The following is a 15,599-nucleotide window of genomic DNA, read 5'->3' on the forward strand; positions in this document are numbered from 1 at the left end:
GACTCCCTGCGGTTCTAGAAGCGGACCAGATTGCCGTGCGGCTCGGCCATGGCCACGATCACCTTGCGCGGCCCCTTGAACGGCGAGCGCGCGTGCGCCACCAGCATGTTGTCGAGCATCAGCACGTCGCCCTCCTCCCACGGGAAGGCCACGGTTTCCGCATCGAGCACCGCGCGCACCTCGGCGAAGATTTCATCGCTGATGGTCGAGCCGTCGGCAAAGAAGGTGTTGCGCGGCACGTTCTCGATGCCGTAGATTTCCTCGAGCACTTCGCGCTCTTCGGCCTCGCGCGCGGAGATGTGGAACAGGTGGGCCTGGTTGAACCACACGTGCTCGCCGGTGACGGGATGCGTCTCCACGGCCTGGCAAAGCTGCCGGGTGCGCAGGCCGTCGTCGTCCTTCCATTCCCATGAAATGCCGGAGCGTTCGCAAAAGGCCTGGACCTCGGCGCGGCTTTCGGTGTTGAACACCTTCTGCCATGGCACGTCCATCTCGCCGAAGTTGCGCACGTACAGGATGCCGGGCTCGAAGCGCTTGCGGATGTGCTCGGGCATGCGGCGGTAGACGGCGCGGCTGTCGGCAATGGGCGTTTCGCCGCCTTCGGGCGACGCGGTCACGCAGTGGAACCAGATCTTCATCGGCCACTCGCGCGTGTAGGCCTGCTCGTTGTGCAGCGGAATGCTCTGGTGCGCCGGGTACTCGGTCGAGGTGTAGACACCCGCGCCGGTGGAGGCCGACACCGCCGAGCGCGGCGTGGAAGCGAACTCGTACTTCAAAAGCGGATGGCCGAACGACGAGGCGAACTGCTGGAAGGTTTCCACCGCCGGCACCGAGAAACCGCGCAGCAGCACACCGCCGGCGACCAGGAGCGACTCCTCGATCTGCGGACGCAGGCGCTCCACGGCAGAGAGCAGGTCTTCGCCGGCAAGCGCGGGCGTCATGAGGACGGGAAGATCGGAGCCTGCGGGCACCTTGCTGCGCACAAAGCGGGTAAGCGTTTCATTCATGTCGATTCCTTGGCACGCCACGCGAGCGCGGCGGCATAGCCCGCGGGCGCATGGAGCGCCACGGCTTGAAGACCGGACCATTCGGGAACGGTGCATTCGAGGACGTATCGCCCATGCACGCCGGAATGGATGCCGATGGATTGAAGGTGCTCGGCCACGCCGACGCCGACGGCCTTCAGTACCGCCTCCTTGCCGACCCAGCGGCTGTAGAGGGCCTGCAGCGGGTCGGCGGTCTGTTGCAGCGCGCGCCGTTCGCTGTCGGTAAAGGCAAGCGAGGTGACGGCCTCGACGTCGACGTCGCTCCTGCACGCCTCGATGTCGATGCCCACTTCGCTCACCACGCGGGGATCGCCCAGCGCGATAAGCGCGTGGGCGCCCGAGTGCGAGACATTGAAGAGCGGGGCATCGCCGCCGGCCACGTCGAGAAAGGGCTTGCGGTGCAGGCCCGTGGCAAGCGGCACTTCGGCCGGGTGGCAGCCGATGCGCGTTGCGAGCAGGCGGCGAAGGGCCGCGCGCGCGGCGGTGAAGCGCACGCGGTCGGCGCCGCGCGCAAACCTGTCGGCCTGTGCGCGCTCGGCGAACGCCAGCACCTGGCGCTCGTGCGAAACATCGGCATCCAGGTCGAGGTCGAGCCTGTAGACCTCGATGCCCGCGGGAAGCGGATCAGGCCAGGACATGGGACGCAACATGGGATGCATGCCGCTCTCCTGCGCCTGTTCCCGCAACCGCCTGGCCGAGCCGCTCGGTGAGTGCGGCCAGGAATGCCGTTTCGCGCTGCCGGATGAAGAAGTGGCCGCCGTCGAACCAGTCGAGCGTGAAGACACCGCCCGCCTCGGCCGACCATGCATGGACGGATGCCGCGTCGATGTCGTCCTCGCGCCCCGCAAAGACATGCACGGGCATGGGCAGGGGCGCTTCTTGCCGGTAGCGGAAGCTCTCGCACACGCGGTAGTCGGCGCCAAGCATGTCGAGCGTGATGCGCATGAGCTCCGGGCTTGCGAAGGCTTCTTCGGGCGTTCCGCCCTGCCTGCGCAACTCGGCTGTCAGCGATGCGTCGTCGGTCTTGCCGGCAAAGCGCGCGGGATCGCGCCGCGACGGCGCCGAGCTGCCGGAAGCCAGTAGCGCAAGCGGCAACGGGCGCGCCATCGACTGTAGCCGGCGAGTGATGCCGTAGGCCAGCAACGATCCCATGCTGTGGCCGAAGATGGCGAAGTCGCCGCGCAGCGCCTCGGCCTGTTCCGCGCAGACCTGCGCAACGAGTTCATCGAAGTTGCGGACCAGGCGCTCGGAGAGCCGGCCGCCGCGGCCGGGCAATTCCACCGGCACGATGCGGACCCAGCGCGGCAGCAGCCGCCGCCAGCGCAGGTACATCGTTGCGCTGGCGCCCGCACAGGGCAGGCACAGCAGCGAGACGCTCGCGTCCATGCGCGTCAACCCGCGGCGGTGTGGGCTGCGGTTGCGCTCGTGGGGTTTTGCTGCGCCATCCATTCGCGCAGCGACCGGGGACGCATGTCGGTCCAGTTCTGCTCGACGTGGGCAAGCACGGTCTTCTTGTCGCCCTTGACGCCTTCTACCGCTGTCCAGCCCTTCGGAACGGCCTTCCAGTGGGGCCAGATGGAATACTGGTCTTCGCGGTTGACCAGAACGATGAAGGTCTCGTCTTCGCGATCGAAGCAGCTCGTCGACATGGGTGCGTCCTTATGCGGTTGAACAGTGTGAAAGGCGAGTCGACGGCGGGTGGGCCATCTCGTCGCTCCTGATCAACAAGACGTTTCAGGACGCGATCTGTTCACTCCTCCGTGGCGGCGGGCGGCACCAGTCCGGCCAGCAGCCACAGCCGGGCCGCCTTGTCGTAGGCCTTGCGGTGCAACGGGTCGGCCAGCAGCCACGCGGTCATCTCGGCCTGCGCGGAGGTGTCGAAGCTTTCGCGGTCGTACTCGCGCTGCACCCACTGCCATGCGGTGCTCCAGATGGGGTCGTCCTGTTCTTGTGTCATGCGTGAAGGGTGTGGTGCATCACGCGACGGTACATCGGCACGCCGCGCGGGATTTAAAGCTTTTACCCTACACCAATCGCGCGGGCGTGCGAAGGCTCAGTCGTCGTCGAGCAGGCGGCCGCATTCCTTGATGGCCTGCGCCGCCTCGGCGATCAGGCCGTTCACCAGTCCGAGCGCGCATCCCAGGCGCAATGCGATCTCGCGCTGCGTGAGGCCTTCGAGCCGGTAGAGCTCGAACACGAGGCGCGTTCGCGCAGGCAGCGCCGCCAGCACCTTGTCGATGGCGTGGAGCGCCTGCCGCTCGCGCATCAGGCGGTCGGGCGAAGGCGGGCCCGCCACGTCGAGCGCTTCGACATCGACGTCGAAGGCGCGGTAGTTGGCTTCGACGGTATGCCGCCGGCAGCAGTCGAGCGCCACATTGCGCACCACCTGGCAGCAATAGCCGATCGGCCGGTCGGCCTTGCGCACGCAGCGGCCGTCGGTGATCTTCAGGTAGGCGTCCTGCAGCACGTCGTCGGCGAGTTCCGCGGTCCGCACGATCCGCCGTGCCACGCGCAAGAGCTGCGGACGGTTCGCGATGAAGACTTCGGCGAGCGTGGGCTCGGAAAGAGGCAACGCCATGTCGATGGGCTCTCTCATCATGCGGGGCGCAGCGCAAACCGCGCGAAAGAACGTCGACGAGGTTGAAGACACATGAACATGAGGGAGGTACTCCTGAAGTGCTCAATACAAATGAGAATTATTACTACTTGTGGATACAAAAAAGCCCCATTTCCCGATCCCTTCATGCTCCATACCCAGTAGACGTTCGAGCGCACCAAAGCGAGACAGCCAGGCGCCGGATTTAGCGCAACCAAACGTTCGGCGATGGTGGGCCGCCTGCATGACAAGCAGATGATCGCGCGCGGCCGGCAACTAGAATTCCGGCCCTTTCCCCGATCCCTGCCTCATGAACATCGTCGTCAACGAAGAACTCAAAGCCTATATAGATCCATTGACTCCGGAGGAGCACGAGGCGCTGGAGCGCAGCATCCTTGCCGAGGGCTGCCGCGATGCGCTGGTGCTGTGGGGCGACGTGCTGGTGGACGGCCACAACCGCTACGGCATTTGCCAGAAGCACGGCCTGCCCTTTCAAACGGTGCAGAACACGCGCTTCAAGACGATCGAGGACGTGCACCTCTGGATGATCGACCAGCACCTGGGCCGGCGCAGCATTTCAGACTTTCTTCGCGGCGTGCTGGCACTGCGAAAGAAAGACATCGTCGACGAACGCCGGGCGCGCGCAATGGTCGACACGGCGCCGCCTGACGACGGCGCACCGTTCGATGCAGACCCGCCCGCCGGGTCGCCCGACGGCAATGCGCCCGTCCTGCCCCCGCCCGCACCGCTGAGCAGCCGCGAAGCCATTGCGCGCGCCGCGCGGCTCAGCAGCAACCAGGTGGTGATGATCGAGAAGATCCAGAAGCAGGCCGCGCCTGAACTGGTGGCGGCCGTGAAGTCGGGCGTGATTTCGATCAACACCGCGGCAGCGGTGGCCAGCCTGCCCGCCGAAGAGCAGGTTTCGGCCGCGAACGCAGGCAAGGACGAACTCAAGCAGGCCGCCAAGCGGGTTCGCGAGGCCAAGCGCAAGCCCCGCGAAGAAGCGGCCGAGGCTGCTGAATCGAATACGGCCGAGCAGCCGGCAAAGGCCGACGCGCTTCAGCTGCTGGAGCAGCGCGTGGCAGAACTCACGGCCGAGAACCAGGCCTTGCGCAAGCAGGTCGCCGAGCTGCAGGCGCAGCGGGCGAACTGATCAGGGCGTGGCCCACGCGCGGGCCTACAGCCGGATCTCGCTGATCTTCGCGCCCGACACGGACACGCCGGCCTCGAGCCCCACGTTGGTCAGCACGAAGCCGACCACGGGCTGGCGCAGCGTGTTGGTGTCGATGCTGCCGTTGGCACCGAAGGTTGCCGCGGCCACGGTGGCGTCGGCACCGGCCGTCCATCCCTTGCTGTTGCGGAACTTGTCGAGCGCGGCCTGCGTGGTGAACACATAGATCACCGCCTTCGACTGCGCACCGGCCTGGAAGCCGATCGAACCCGCGGTGGTGCTGTAGTAGGCCTGCGTGCGCCCGTTCACGCGTAGCGCGCCGCGCCCATACTCGGCGCCCACGCCCATGCTGGCGCCGACCACGGCGGGAAACACCAGCACGCCGCTTGACGAGGCGACCAGTTCGCGCGAGCCCCTGGCGGAGCCGTACAGCTTGGACAATGCCGCGTCGACCTGCGCGTCGATCGAAGCGCGCGACGATGCGCTGCTCGCCTGATCCTGGGGCCTGGTGGTCGTGCAGCCCACGGCCGCCATGCCGCCGATGGCAACCGCGCATGCGAGCGCAAGGCTTCGCAGTTGAATGGATCGCATGGTGCTCTCCTTTGTAGATAGCTTCAGAAAAGCCGGCGTGCTTCATGCCCGCCGGCGGTGTGTTCGACCATGGTAGTTCTACAAAATTCCGCCAGAACCCATTTGCGGAAACGGCCTACGCAGAGTCGGGCCGTCCAGGAAGCAAGGCTTGGCGGATTGCGGTTCAGCGCCTCTGAGCCGGCGGTTTGCCGAGCGATTCCTCGAAAAACCGAAGCAGCGCCTGGACACGCGCCGTACGGCCCTGCCGCGTGGGCACCAGCGCAGTCACGGGCGCACTGTCGAGCGCCCAGTCGGACAGCACCCGAACCAACGTTCCGTGGGCAACCGACTCTGCCGCATCCCATTCGGAGCGCACCACCAGGCCAAGGCCCTGCTCGGCCCACTGGCGCGCCACGGTGCCGTCGTTGGACGTATAGGTGGGCACGATGCGCACCGTTTCGCGCGGCTTCCGCCGCGGCGCAGCATCGTCCGCCTTTGCCCTGCGCGCTTCCTTGGTTGCGGGCCGGTGGAAATGCCACAGCGTCACGTCTTCCTCGTTCTCGCGGATGCTGATGCAGCAATGCTTGAGCAGGTCGCGCGGCTCGCTCGGCGTGCCGTGCGTGCGCAGATAGCCTGGGCTCGCGCACAGCCAGCGCTCATTGAAGGCGAGCGTGCGCGCAACCCACGACGAATCGCGCACCATGCCGATGTGAATCACCACGTCCGAATCGTGCCTGTCAGGCCAAGGTGTTTCCCTCAGGTCGAGCTGCAGCCCCAGCGAGGGATGCAGCCGCGCAAAGCGCGCGAGCATCGGCGCGATGCGTTGCCTTCTATAACCGAAGGGCGCCGCAATGCGCAGCGTGCCGGTCAAGCGGCGGTCGTTGCGCTGAAACGATTGCGGCAACGCCTCGAGCCCCGCCAGCAACGCCGCCGCCTCGCGGGCAAAGCGCTCGCCCTCGGCCGTCAGGCTCAAGCGCCTTGCGGTGCGCACCGCCAGCGAAACATCGAGCGTGGCTTCCAGCTTGCGCAAACGCATCGACAGCGCGGGCGGCGTGACGTTCAACGCACGCGCGGCGGCGCTCAGCGAAGGCGCCTGCGCGAGCGCCGCGGCAAGTTGCAGGTCTTCGATGCGGAGCATTCAACTGAGCTTAACGATTGTTGTATTTTCATTAAACCACGCAGGCCCCTCGGATGAATACAGTCAGGCCCATGAACACACCTTCGCATCTGGCCACGCTCGACACGCCGGCCGCCCTCATCGACCTCGCGCGCATGCGGCACAACATCGACCGCATGCAGGCGCGCATGAACGCGCTGTCCACGCGGTTTCGCCCGCATGTGAAGACCACCAAGTGCACGCCGGTCGTGCGCGCCCAGCTGGCCGCGGGTGCGCAGGGCATCACCGTTTCCACGCTCAAGGAGGCGGAACAGTTCTTCGCCGACGGCATCACGGACATCCTCTATGCAGTCGGCATGGCGCAGCACCGGCTGCCGCAGGCGCTCGCGCTGCGCCGCAAGGGATGCGACCTGAAGATCATCACGGACAGCCCGGCCTCGGCTGCAGCAATCGCCGAGTTCGGCCGTGTGCATGGCGAGGTGTTCGAGGTGTGGATCGAGATCGACACCGACGGCCACCGCTCCGGCATCAGGCCCGACGAAGCAGCACTGCTCGACGCGGGGAGCGCCTTGCACGCGGGCGGCATGCGGCTCGGCGGCGTGCTCACGCATGCGGGGTCCAGCTACGAACTCGACACGCCCGAAGCATTGGCGGCCATGGCCGAGCAGGAGCGCGCGGGCTGCGTGCACGCGGCCGAGCGCCTGCGCGCCGCGGGCCTGCCCTGCCCGGTGGTCAGCGTCGGCTCCACGCCCACCGCGTTGCATGCGCAACAACTCGACGGCGTGACTGAAGTGCGTGCCGGCGTGTATGTGTTCTTCGACCTGGTGATGAAGAACATCGGCGTCTGCACCGCCTCGGACATTGCGCTCAGCGTGCTCACGACGGTGATCGGCCACCAGCCGGACAAGGGCTGGGCGATCGTCGACGCGGGCTGGATGGCGATGAGCCGCGACCGCGGCACGCAGAAGCAGAAGCGCGACTACGGCTACGGCCAGGTCTGCGGCGTCGATGGCGAGCCGATCGACGGCTATGTGCTGAGCGGCGCCAACCAGGAGCACGGCATCCTCTCGCGCGAAGGCACGCCCGACACCGGCATTGCGGCTCGCTTTCCCATCGGCACGCAGTTGCGCATACTGCCCAACCACGCCTGTGCCACGGGCGCGCAGTTTCCGCAGTACCACGCGCTGGCGCAAGACGGAACACTCGCAACCTGGAGCCGGCTCCACGGCTGGTAAGAAAGACCGCATGACAAGCACCGTTCAACACATCGCGCCCGAAAGCCTGGCCGCACCGGGCGGGCACTACAGCCACGCCACCGTGGCCAACGGCTTCGTCTTCGTCTCCGGCCAACTGCCCATTGCGCCCAGCGGCATCAAGCTGGCCGAGGCCTCGTTCGAAGAACAGACGCGCCAGGTGCTCGAGAACGTCAAGGCCGCATTGGTTGCGGCGGGGAGCGGCATCGACCGCCTGGTGCAGGTTCGCGTCTACCTTGACGCCATCGAGAACTGGCCCGCGTTCAACATCCTGTACGCGGAATGGGCCGGCAATGCGCGGCCGGCCCGCGCCATCGTGCCGACGGGGCCACTGCACTTCGGGTTCAAGGTCGAGATGGAGGCGGTCGCGCTGGCGTAGTGCAGGCAGGCAAACACCCGACGCACTGCCATTCTTGCCAATGGCATACTGGCGCGCGGCCACCCTGGCCGCGGCGATGGAAGAGCCAAGGTCCACCCGAAGTACCGCCAAGGGAAGCGCCATGAAACACTCGCGAGATGCCGTGCCTGCGCCATCCGGTCAAAGGCGCGGCTTATGGAAAGAGGCTCTTCTCTTCGTCGGCTGCATGTTGGCCACCGCTCTTCCTTCGGCGGCGCAAGAATGCGGAACGGCGCGCAAGGCCAACCTTCCTCGCCTGGATCGCAGCCATGTGCGCGACGAGTTCCGCATCTTCTACGCGCTGCACGGCGAGCATGCGTTGCCCGACGCCCGCGACGCCAACCGCAACGGCGTGCCCGACAAGGTCGAGGACGTGGCCACGCAGCTCGTGGCGGGGCGGCGCATCTTCTCCGAGGTGATGGGGCTCACGCATCCGATGCGCCAGGCCCGCAATGCGCACACCGCGTCGATCGACGTCTTCCTGTTCAAGATGGAAAAAGGCAACGGCCGCTCCTACGACGAAGCGACGAACTACCGGCTGGGAACCGACGGCTCCAAAGGGCACTGCGCACTGCGCATCGACCTGCTGAACAGCCATTCGAACCAGAACGTGACGCCGGTGCACGAGCTCTTCCATCAGTACCAGTACGGCTACACGATGTTCAAGGCGCGCTGGTTCCTGGAGGGCACCGCGCGCTGGGCCGAGTACGCGTTGCGCCCGGGCGTGGCGCCCGAGCGGCCGCTGCCCGGTACCTTGCAGGCCCTCCAGGCGCAGGTGTTTGCCGAAACCTACGAAGCCAGCGCCATGTGGAACCGCCTTGCCGCGCTGCTGGACCCCGACGGCCGCCTGAAGCTCCCGGCCGACCTGGCGCGGAGCACCTATGTCGACGGCAGCCCGGTCATCCATGACGACCTGCTGCGCGGCGCTGCCTTCATGAAGGCGCTGTTCGAGGCACTCGGTCCGCTGGACCGGCAGGTTTCGGCGCGCAACGGCTGGCCCGTCTTCGGCTGGAAGGAAGAAGACCAGCGCTCCCCGGCGCATGACGCTGAGATCTTCCGGCAGGTGCTGCAGGTGGTGCGTGCGCAGGCCAGGCGCTCGGGCACCGCCGCCACCGCGGAGATGGGCGCCTTCCTGGCGCTGCAGTCGGCATTGCATTGACCGGCATGGGCGCCATTCGCAGCTGCCTGCCGGTCTATCGCGCGTTGATGGCCCACACGCCGGGCCATGTGGTCCTGGTGGTGGGAGCGGTGCTGGCATCGCAGCTGGGTTTGCTGCTCACGCTGTGGCTGCCGTGGAAGCTCGTGGTCATGCTGGCCGGACCGTATGTGCCCACGCTCGTGCCGCACGCCATCACGGTGCTGCCGCAGAAAACCCAGGTGCTGCTCATCGGGGGAGCCATCGTGGCGGCCTATGTGCTGCATCTGGCGGCCGAGAAGCTCATCGACTGGCTCTGCGAGCGCGGAGCGCGGCGGCAGTGGCGGGCCAGCGAAAAAACAGGGCTGTTCAACAACCAGTCGAAGACCGCGAGGCAAGCCTACCAACGCTTGCTGCGCAGCATTGCCGCTGTGGCTTTTGCGGCCGTGGCCATGGTGGCGCTGGCCGTTCTCCATGCTCCGCTGCTGCTGGTCTGCCTGCTGTGGTGCGGGCTGGTGCCGCTGGCATTGCATGCTTCGACCGCGTGGCGTCCACAGCTGGCGCATGCATTGCGCCGCACGCTGAACCGGCTCATGGGCGGGTTCGTGCAAGGAGGCTTCTTCTGCGCGCTGGCCTACATCGTCTGGCAATACTGGCGCAACGCCCTCCCGCCCCTGCAGCAGGTGCTGGTGGCATTGATTCTCTTGCGGCAGGCGCTGCAGCAGATTGCCCAGGCGGTGCTTCACGTGGCTGCGCTCGACAGGCAGCGCAGCCAAGTCCGTGCCCTGTTCTTGCCCGGTGTGCAGTGGCAGGCACCGGCGGCGGTTCGCAGCCCGTTCGACGAGTTGCTGGAGCCGGCGCGCCGCGAAGAGTGGATGCTCGACCTGCTCGGCAAGCAGCCAGGCCTTTCGCTCGACCTGCACCTCGACGGCACGCGGCTGGAGGTGCAAACCCGCACCATGGCCGCAGGCAACATCAAGGCGCTGTTCGTGAAAGTGCTCGATGCCGGAGGTGCCGTGCAACAGGGCTTTCTCTTCAAGCTCTTCGATCATGCGCGCGACGCGGCGGCCCAGCAAGAAGCCGATCTTCTGGGCCTTGGCACTGCGGGATTGCCGGCTTTCGAATGGCTGGGCAGCATGCGCGTGAGCCGCTATGCCTGCCACGCGATGCGCTGGAACCCGCGGGCACGCCGGATCGACGGGGCGGAACTTGCGCGAGGTGTCTTGGCACTGCGCACCCAGTTGATGGCCTTCGAGCCGCCGCCGGAGCTGGTGGAGCGGTACCGCCGTTCGCGCGTCGCTCTGCCCGAGCGGCTCTTGCAGGTGCGCTTCGATGCGCTCGCACAAGCGGCCGCCGACAGGTCGCAGGCCGGCGATATCGAGACACTGCGGCTCGCCTGGCCCGCACTCTTGCAGGCTGTGCGTGCCATGCCGCTGCAACTGGTGCTGCCCGATCTTTCCGGCAATCCCATCTACCGCGAAGAGGACGACGGCTTCAAGATCCATCACTGGGCCGACTGGCGGCTGGAGCCGCTGGGTGCCGGCTGGCCGCTTTCGCAGCGGATCGGCACGGACCTGGCGCATGCGCTGGCGCAGGCGTCGGCCGTGCGGGCCCTTCCGGCGGGCGCGACCGCGAAGCATGCCGAACTCGCTGCCCGGCTGCATGAGTTCGAGCGCCGCTACGCACGCCAGAACCACCAGGGCGCGGCCAACATGGTGGCCGGCCTCCTGCGCTGCTGACCCCTTCGCGCCTCGCGGCCCTGCTAGGCCGCGAACCCGTACGCCGCAGCCTTGCGGATCGCAAAATCGGCGATGTCCTGGCGGTAGGTTTCATCGGGCCTTCGCCCCGCGGCCGCACGAGCGACGAAGTCCGCAAGAAAGTCTTGCGCCCACTCCTCATAGAGCTTGTAGCGCCTGCGGTTGTCTCCGGGGTACTGTCGGGAGACAAGCGCTTCCGCGATGTCGACCAAGGGCACGATCAAGTCGATTTCATGTCGTTCGCGCATGCATCGTTCTCCCGTGCGCCGCCGCTTCAGAACTTGCCGAGCACGTTCAGGAACCATCCCTTGCTGCGATAGCTCATGTCGGTCAGGTTGTCGGAGTAGTCGGTGAAGTTGTAGCCCACGCCCACCTTGAGGTTCTCGTTCACGTGGTAGTAGGCGGCGGTGACAAAGCCGCTCTTGCGGTCCTGGAGCTCCTTGGCGCGCAGCGAGCGCCACTCGACCATCCAGTCCCAGTTGCGCACCAGCTTCCAGTCGACGCGCAGCACCGCCAGTTCGGCCGAGCTCTTGAACCACGGCGCCGAGTTGTCGCGGCTCGCTCGCAGTTCGCCGCGGCGCCATGCGTACTTGCCGCCGACGGTCCAGCGCTCGTTGATGTCGTAGGTGGCGTCGATCGCGAAGACGTGGCTGCGCTGCTGGTAGTCGATGCCCGTGGTCGACACGGTGCCCAGGCTCGAATCGAGCCCGCCCGCCGACACCACCTGGCCCGGCGACGAGAGGTCGTACAGGTAGGTGTACTTGAAGAGCAGGTTGAGCCGGTCGTCCAGCGCCGGGCGCAGTGCGTAGCCGAGCATTGCCTCCGTGTACTTGGCCGCGGCGAGCGCGCCGGTGCTGCTGTCGCTGTCGGCCCAGTTGAACTTGCCGACCCAGCGCGCATCGTCGTTCACCTTCCACGAGAACGAGTTCTTCACCAGCCAGCTGGTGCGCGCTTCGGCCGTGGTGCGGTCCTTGCGGTACTCGAGGCCGCCGCTGTACTTGAGACGCTCGCTCGAGTAGCCGGCGGTCAACGCCACTGCCTCGCGGCGCGTGGCACCCAGTGTTTCGGCGCCGACCCAGCCGTTCTCGAAATTGACGCCAAGGGTCCAGTTGGCGTCGGGCGCGTACTGCACGCCGTAGGCATGCGTGAGGCCCGGCTGCGTGCCGGTGGCATGGCGGTGCTCGGTGAACATGGTGAGCCCGTCGGCCACGCGCGAGCGCACGCCCGTCACCAGGCTGCCGCCGCGGCCGATGAGGTTCTCGTCGGTGCGGCCGGTGTCCGCCACGTAGGTCATGTAGAGGTTGGAACGGTCGTCGAACTGGTAGTCGACACCGGCCTTGCCCGCCAGGCCGCCGTCGCCGGTCGAGAGTTCGCCGCGCAGCGCGAGCTTGTCGCTGACGCGGTAGCGCCCGCCAAAGCCCAGCCGGTCGTTGTCCAGCCGCGTGCCGGTGCGCCGCAGCGTCTTCTGCGCAAAGCCGTAGAGGCTCCAGCGGTCGTTGCCGGTGTATTCCAGCTGCACGGCGGCATCGGCGCGCTCGCCTGAAACCGCTTGCGTGCTCGGCAGCGAGGGACTGGTGATGAGCGAGTCGCCGGTCTTGTCGTCGTAGCGCATGCCGAGGCCCAGCTTCCAGTCGGGCGACAGGCGCAGGCCGTATTGCGCGTCGAGCACGCTGCTGTTGTAGCCGTCGCGTTCGTCGCGGCGGTCGGCCTTCAGGCGCAGCTCGCCGCCTTCGCCCTTTTCGCCGAAAGGCACCGCGGCCGACAGGCCCACCTGGCGCGTGGCGTTGCTGGCGTACTGGCCCGGTGCCGAGAAGCCCGCATCGCGCGACTGCGCATAGGCGCTGATGCGGCCGCCGCCCTTCATCTCGAAGTCGGCCAGGTCGGCTTGGCCTTCGAGGCGCCATGCGTTCGCATTGCCCGTGGGGCCGTTGCCCAGGGTCGTGCCCAGGGCGCCGTTGCGCCCGCTGAAGCTGAAGCCGCCGTCGAGCGAGTCGAGCTGCGCCGTGCCCGGGCCCTTGCTGCGCGCGAACTCGCCCTTGAAGTAGGTGTTCTCGGTCTTGCGCAGCGTGATGTCCGCGCCCGCCAGCCGCTGGTCGGCGCCGATCTGGTCTTGCCGCGACGCGGTCACGCCGACGCCCACGTGGTCGTTGGCCCACCACGACACGCGTCCGCCGATGGCGAGCGTGTCGAGCGAACTTGCGATCGGCGTGTATTCGTAGTCCACCACCAGGAAGGTCGGCATGCCGGTAAGGCCGCCGGCGCGCACCAGCGAGCCGTCGTCCGACAGGCTGGGCAGCGGCGCGGAGAGCAGCACGCGCCCCTGCAGGTAGTCGATCTCGTAGTCGGAGCTGGGAACCAGCTGCGTGCGCTTGAGCACAAAGCCGGAGTCGCGGTCGCGGATTTCGATGTTCACGCGCTCGGCGCCACGCGTGATGTCCTGGTTGCGCAGGTAGTACAGCGAGCCGCCGGTGCCGCGGAATTCTTCGCGCGCCGCCAGCGTGCCCGGCTCGGCCGCGAAGGTATCGACCTTGAGGCGCGCCTCGCCGAACGAGGTCGATTCGTCGCCCAGGTAGCGGCCATGAAAACCATAGAGGCCGCGGCTCACGCGGGTGAGTTCGGTGTCGCCGAAGTTGAGCTTGAAGTTGCCCCACATCGCCTGCGAGCGGCCGTCGTCCACGCGCAGGTAGAAGCGGCCCTGCGTGGGCGCGTCCTCGATGGTGGTGGAGTCGTCGCCGAAGGTGGTCCACGAATCCTCGGGATCGAAGCGGCGGAACAGCGAGGTCGGGTCCTTGCGGTCGAGGTTGCGGAACAGGTCCTTGAGCGGACGCTCCTCGGTGTCGACGCTGGCCGTGAGCGTCCAGCGGTCGTTGAGCTGGCCCTTGGCGTAGCCCGCGATGCGGCCTTCACTCCAGCCGCCACCGCCGTAGCGGTTCTTGTCGTTGGTCATGATCGCGGCCGGCCCGCTCACGCTGTTGCTGCCCACCGTCAGGTCGGCCTGGCCCACGAAGAACCAGTCGCTTGCGGGCAGGTCGAAGTCGCGGCGGTACGAGCGCGTGGCGCCCTGCGCATCGGTGACCGCAATCTCGCCGGTCTGCACGCGGCGCGGCACGAGCTGCTGGAACACGAAGCGGCCGTTGTCGTCCACCGGCACCGCGAAGCCGAGCGCGCGCACCTTTTCGCCGGGGCGAATGGCCGCGCCGCTGGCGGTGACGGTGCCCGCCGCCAGCGGAATGTTGGCAATGGCGACGTTGTTCTGGCCATAGGCGCGCAGCAGTTCGCGGGCCGGGTCGGGCGTGGTGGTCTCGGGTGCGTGGCGCTCGGCCACGGTGAGCGAAAGATCGTCGGTCTCGTCGAACCGGCCTTGCCGGTCGTACACGCGCAAGCGGTAGTAGAGCTTGCCGCCCGCGCCATCGGCCAGGCGATCGAGGAGGCCCGCGGGCACCTGCCATTCACCGCGCATTTCGGTGTCGAGCGGCAGCGTGGCGAGCAGGCGGCGCTGCATCACGTCGTTGGCCGTGAAGATGCGCAGTTCGGCCTTGGCGGTAAACAGCAGGTAGTTGCTGTAGCCCGCAAAGCGCACGGTGTCGCCGGCGACCACGGTCGTGGGCCAGGCGGCGGCGCTCAGGCGGCGCGGCGCAGAGAGGTTGTCGTACTGCAGGCGCAGCTGGTTGCGTTCGAGTTGCACGTCCACGCAGCGCTGGCGGTCGGCGCTGGTGGCGCCCTCTCCGCCCGGCGCCGCGGCACCCTTGCCGTCGAGCAGCTGGCCGTCCACGCTCAGGCGCAGCGGCGCATCGTCGGTGCCGATGGCGGTGAAGGTGCGGCACACGCCGGGGTCCGCCGGTGCCGCGGCGGGTGCACTCACCACGGCGGTCGCCGCATCGGCCCAGTACACGCGCACTTCCACGCGCCGGTTGGCCGGCCAGTTGACCGGATCGGACGCGGGCGCCGCAACGGGTTCGTCAGGGCCGCGGGAGCTTGCCGCCGCCGCGGATTCGGGCAGGCCGAGGCGCCCTGTGAGGTAGCGCGCCACCTGCTGCGCGCGCGCCAGGCCCAGGGCATGGTTGTCGGCAAAGCGCTCTCGCGACCTGGCGCTCAACGGCTGCGCGTCGGTATGGCCCACGATCTCGAAGCGCAGCCTGTCGCGGCCCTTCACCAGGCCCGCGATGCGGTCGAGCTGCGCCCGGTCCGCCGCAGCGAGAAGATCGGAGCCCGATGCGAACTGCGGTGTCTCGGTTTCGCTGCCCTCCTTCGCGGCAGCAGCAGCGGTTGCGGGGCCGGCAGCCGGGACCACCGCTGGCTCGCGTGCATCGCCGAGCACGAAGGTGGCCTTGGGCAGCTCGCGCTCGCCGCTGTGCGGCAGGTGACGCGCGCCGTCGAGGTCCACCGCGCGCGGGTCGGCCGCGGCATGGTCGAGCATGCGGCCGCGCACGGCGGTTTCCTGTGCTGCGGCAAGCCCCATGGCCATGCAGGCGGCGGTGACGGCGCCCGCAAGGGCGACACGCTTCGGAAGCTTTCTCATATCGGCTCGCTTGAACGGGTTCTTCGGTGTCAGGTGGC

15 protein-coding genes are annotated in these 15,599 nt (G+C 67.7%); 5 read left to right on the forward strand and 10 right to left on the reverse strand.

What is annotated here, in order from left to right; genetic code table 11:
• Window positions 1-14: 14 nt before the first annotated feature.
• The 6 genes from EJI00_RS04420 to EJI00_RS04445 form a co-directional block, all read right to left on the reverse strand.
• Entirely contained in the window at window positions 15-1,007 is a 993-nt protein-coding gene (locus EJI00_RS04420; protein WP_126746262.1) for a TauD/TfdA family dioxygenase, read from the reverse strand.
• The gene (locus tag EJI00_RS04425; RefSeq protein ID WP_260590448.1) at window positions 1,004-1,684 is read right to left on the reverse strand and encodes a 4'-phosphopantetheinyl transferase superfamily protein; all 681 of its coding nucleotides are present in this window, start codon (window positions 1,682-1,684) and stop codon (window positions 1,004-1,006) included. The genes EJI00_RS04420 and EJI00_RS04425 overlap by 4 nt, the downstream gene beginning before the upstream one ends.
• The gene (locus EJI00_RS04430) at window positions 1,671-2,432 is read right to left on the reverse strand and encodes a thioesterase II family protein (RefSeq protein WP_126746263.1); all 762 of its coding nucleotides are present in this window, start codon (window positions 2,430-2,432) and stop codon (window positions 1,671-1,673) included. The genes EJI00_RS04425 and EJI00_RS04430 overlap by 14 nt, the downstream gene beginning before the upstream one ends.
• Window positions 2,433-2,437: 5 nt before the next feature.
• Window positions 2,438-2,695 carry an MbtH family protein gene (locus EJI00_RS04435; RefSeq protein ID WP_126746264.1) on the reverse strand — a complete coding sequence of 86 codons (258 nt, stop codon included), beginning with the start codon at window positions 2,693-2,695 and terminating at the stop codon, window positions 2,438-2,440.
• A 101-nt stretch (window positions 2,696-2,796) separates the two neighbouring features.
• Window positions 2,797-3,003 carry a DUF4880 domain-containing protein gene (locus EJI00_RS04440; RefSeq protein WP_126746265.1) on the reverse strand — a complete coding sequence of 69 codons (207 nt, stop codon included), beginning with the start codon at window positions 3,001-3,003 and terminating at the stop codon, window positions 2,797-2,799.
• A gap of 96 nt (window positions 3,004-3,099) precedes the next feature.
• Complete coding sequence (locus tag EJI00_RS04445; RefSeq protein WP_126746266.1) at window positions 3,100-3,645, reverse strand: sigma-70 family RNA polymerase sigma factor; 546 nt, start codon at window positions 3,643-3,645, stop codon at window positions 3,100-3,102.
• Window positions 3,646-3,952: 307 nt separating this feature from the next.
• Between EJI00_RS04445 and EJI00_RS04450 the strand changes: the two genes are divergently transcribed.
• The gene (locus EJI00_RS04450; RefSeq protein ID WP_126746267.1) at window positions 3,953-4,795 is read left to right on the forward strand and encodes a plasmid replication/partition related protein; all 843 of its coding nucleotides are present in this window, start codon (window positions 3,953-3,955) and stop codon (window positions 4,793-4,795) included.
• Window positions 4,796-4,819: 24 nt separating this feature from the next.
• On the opposite strand, the gene EJI00_RS04455 is transcribed toward EJI00_RS04450, so the two are convergent.
• Window positions 4,820-5,404, reverse strand: a complete 585-nt coding sequence (locus EJI00_RS04455; RefSeq protein ID WP_126746268.1) for a YSC84-related protein — start codon at window positions 5,402-5,404, stop codon at window positions 4,820-4,822.
• 163 nt (window positions 5,405-5,567) lie between these two features.
• Complete coding sequence (locus EJI00_RS04460; protein WP_126746269.1) at window positions 5,568-6,521, reverse strand: LysR family transcriptional regulator; 954 nt, start codon at window positions 6,519-6,521, stop codon at window positions 5,568-5,570.
• A gap of 71 nt (window positions 6,522-6,592) precedes the next feature.
• Between EJI00_RS04460 and EJI00_RS04465 the strand changes: the two genes are divergently transcribed.
• The 4 genes from EJI00_RS04465 (at window position 6,593) to EJI00_RS04480 (ending at window position 11,024) form a co-directional block, all read left to right on the forward strand.
• A complete protein-coding gene (locus tag EJI00_RS04465) occupies window positions 6,593-7,735 on the forward strand; it encodes a DSD1 family PLP-dependent enzyme (protein WP_126746270.1) in 1,143 nt (380 codons plus the stop codon).
• Between the two features lie 10 nt (window positions 7,736-7,745).
• The gene (locus EJI00_RS04470) at window positions 7,746-8,132 is read left to right on the forward strand and encodes a RidA family protein (RefSeq protein ID WP_126746271.1); all 387 of its coding nucleotides are present in this window, start codon (window positions 7,746-7,748) and stop codon (window positions 8,130-8,132) included.
• A 205-nt stretch (window positions 8,133-8,337) separates the two neighbouring features.
• Complete coding sequence (locus EJI00_RS04475; protein WP_126746272.1) at window positions 8,338-9,309, forward strand: FAD-dependent oxidoreductase; 972 nt, start codon at window positions 8,338-8,340, stop codon at window positions 9,307-9,309.
• Window positions 9,310-9,314: 5 nt separating this feature from the next.
• Window positions 9,315-11,024 (forward strand): hypothetical protein, encoded by a 1,710-nt coding sequence (locus tag EJI00_RS04480; protein ID WP_126746273.1) that lies wholly within the window; start codon window positions 9,315-9,317, stop codon window positions 11,022-11,024.
• 23 nt (window positions 11,025-11,047) lie between these two features.
• Here EJI00_RS04480 and EJI00_RS04485 read toward each other — a convergent pair whose 3' ends face one another.
• Together EJI00_RS04485 and EJI00_RS04490 are read right to left on the reverse strand one after the other, a co-directional pair.
• Window positions 11,048-11,290, reverse strand: coding sequence for a hypothetical protein (locus EJI00_RS04485; protein WP_126746274.1), 243 nt, complete (start codon window positions 11,288-11,290; stop codon window positions 11,048-11,050).
• Window positions 11,291-11,316: 26 nt separating this feature from the next.
• Entirely contained in the window at window positions 11,317-15,561 is a 4,245-nt protein-coding gene (locus tag EJI00_RS04490; protein WP_185868063.1) for an OmpA family protein, read from the reverse strand.
• Window positions 15,562-15,599: the final 38 nt, after the last annotated feature.

It is taken from the genome of Variovorax sp. DXTD-1 (genome assembly GCF_003984625.1).
GTDB lineage: Bacteria > Pseudomonadota > Gammaproteobacteria > Burkholderiales > Burkholderiaceae_C > Variovorax.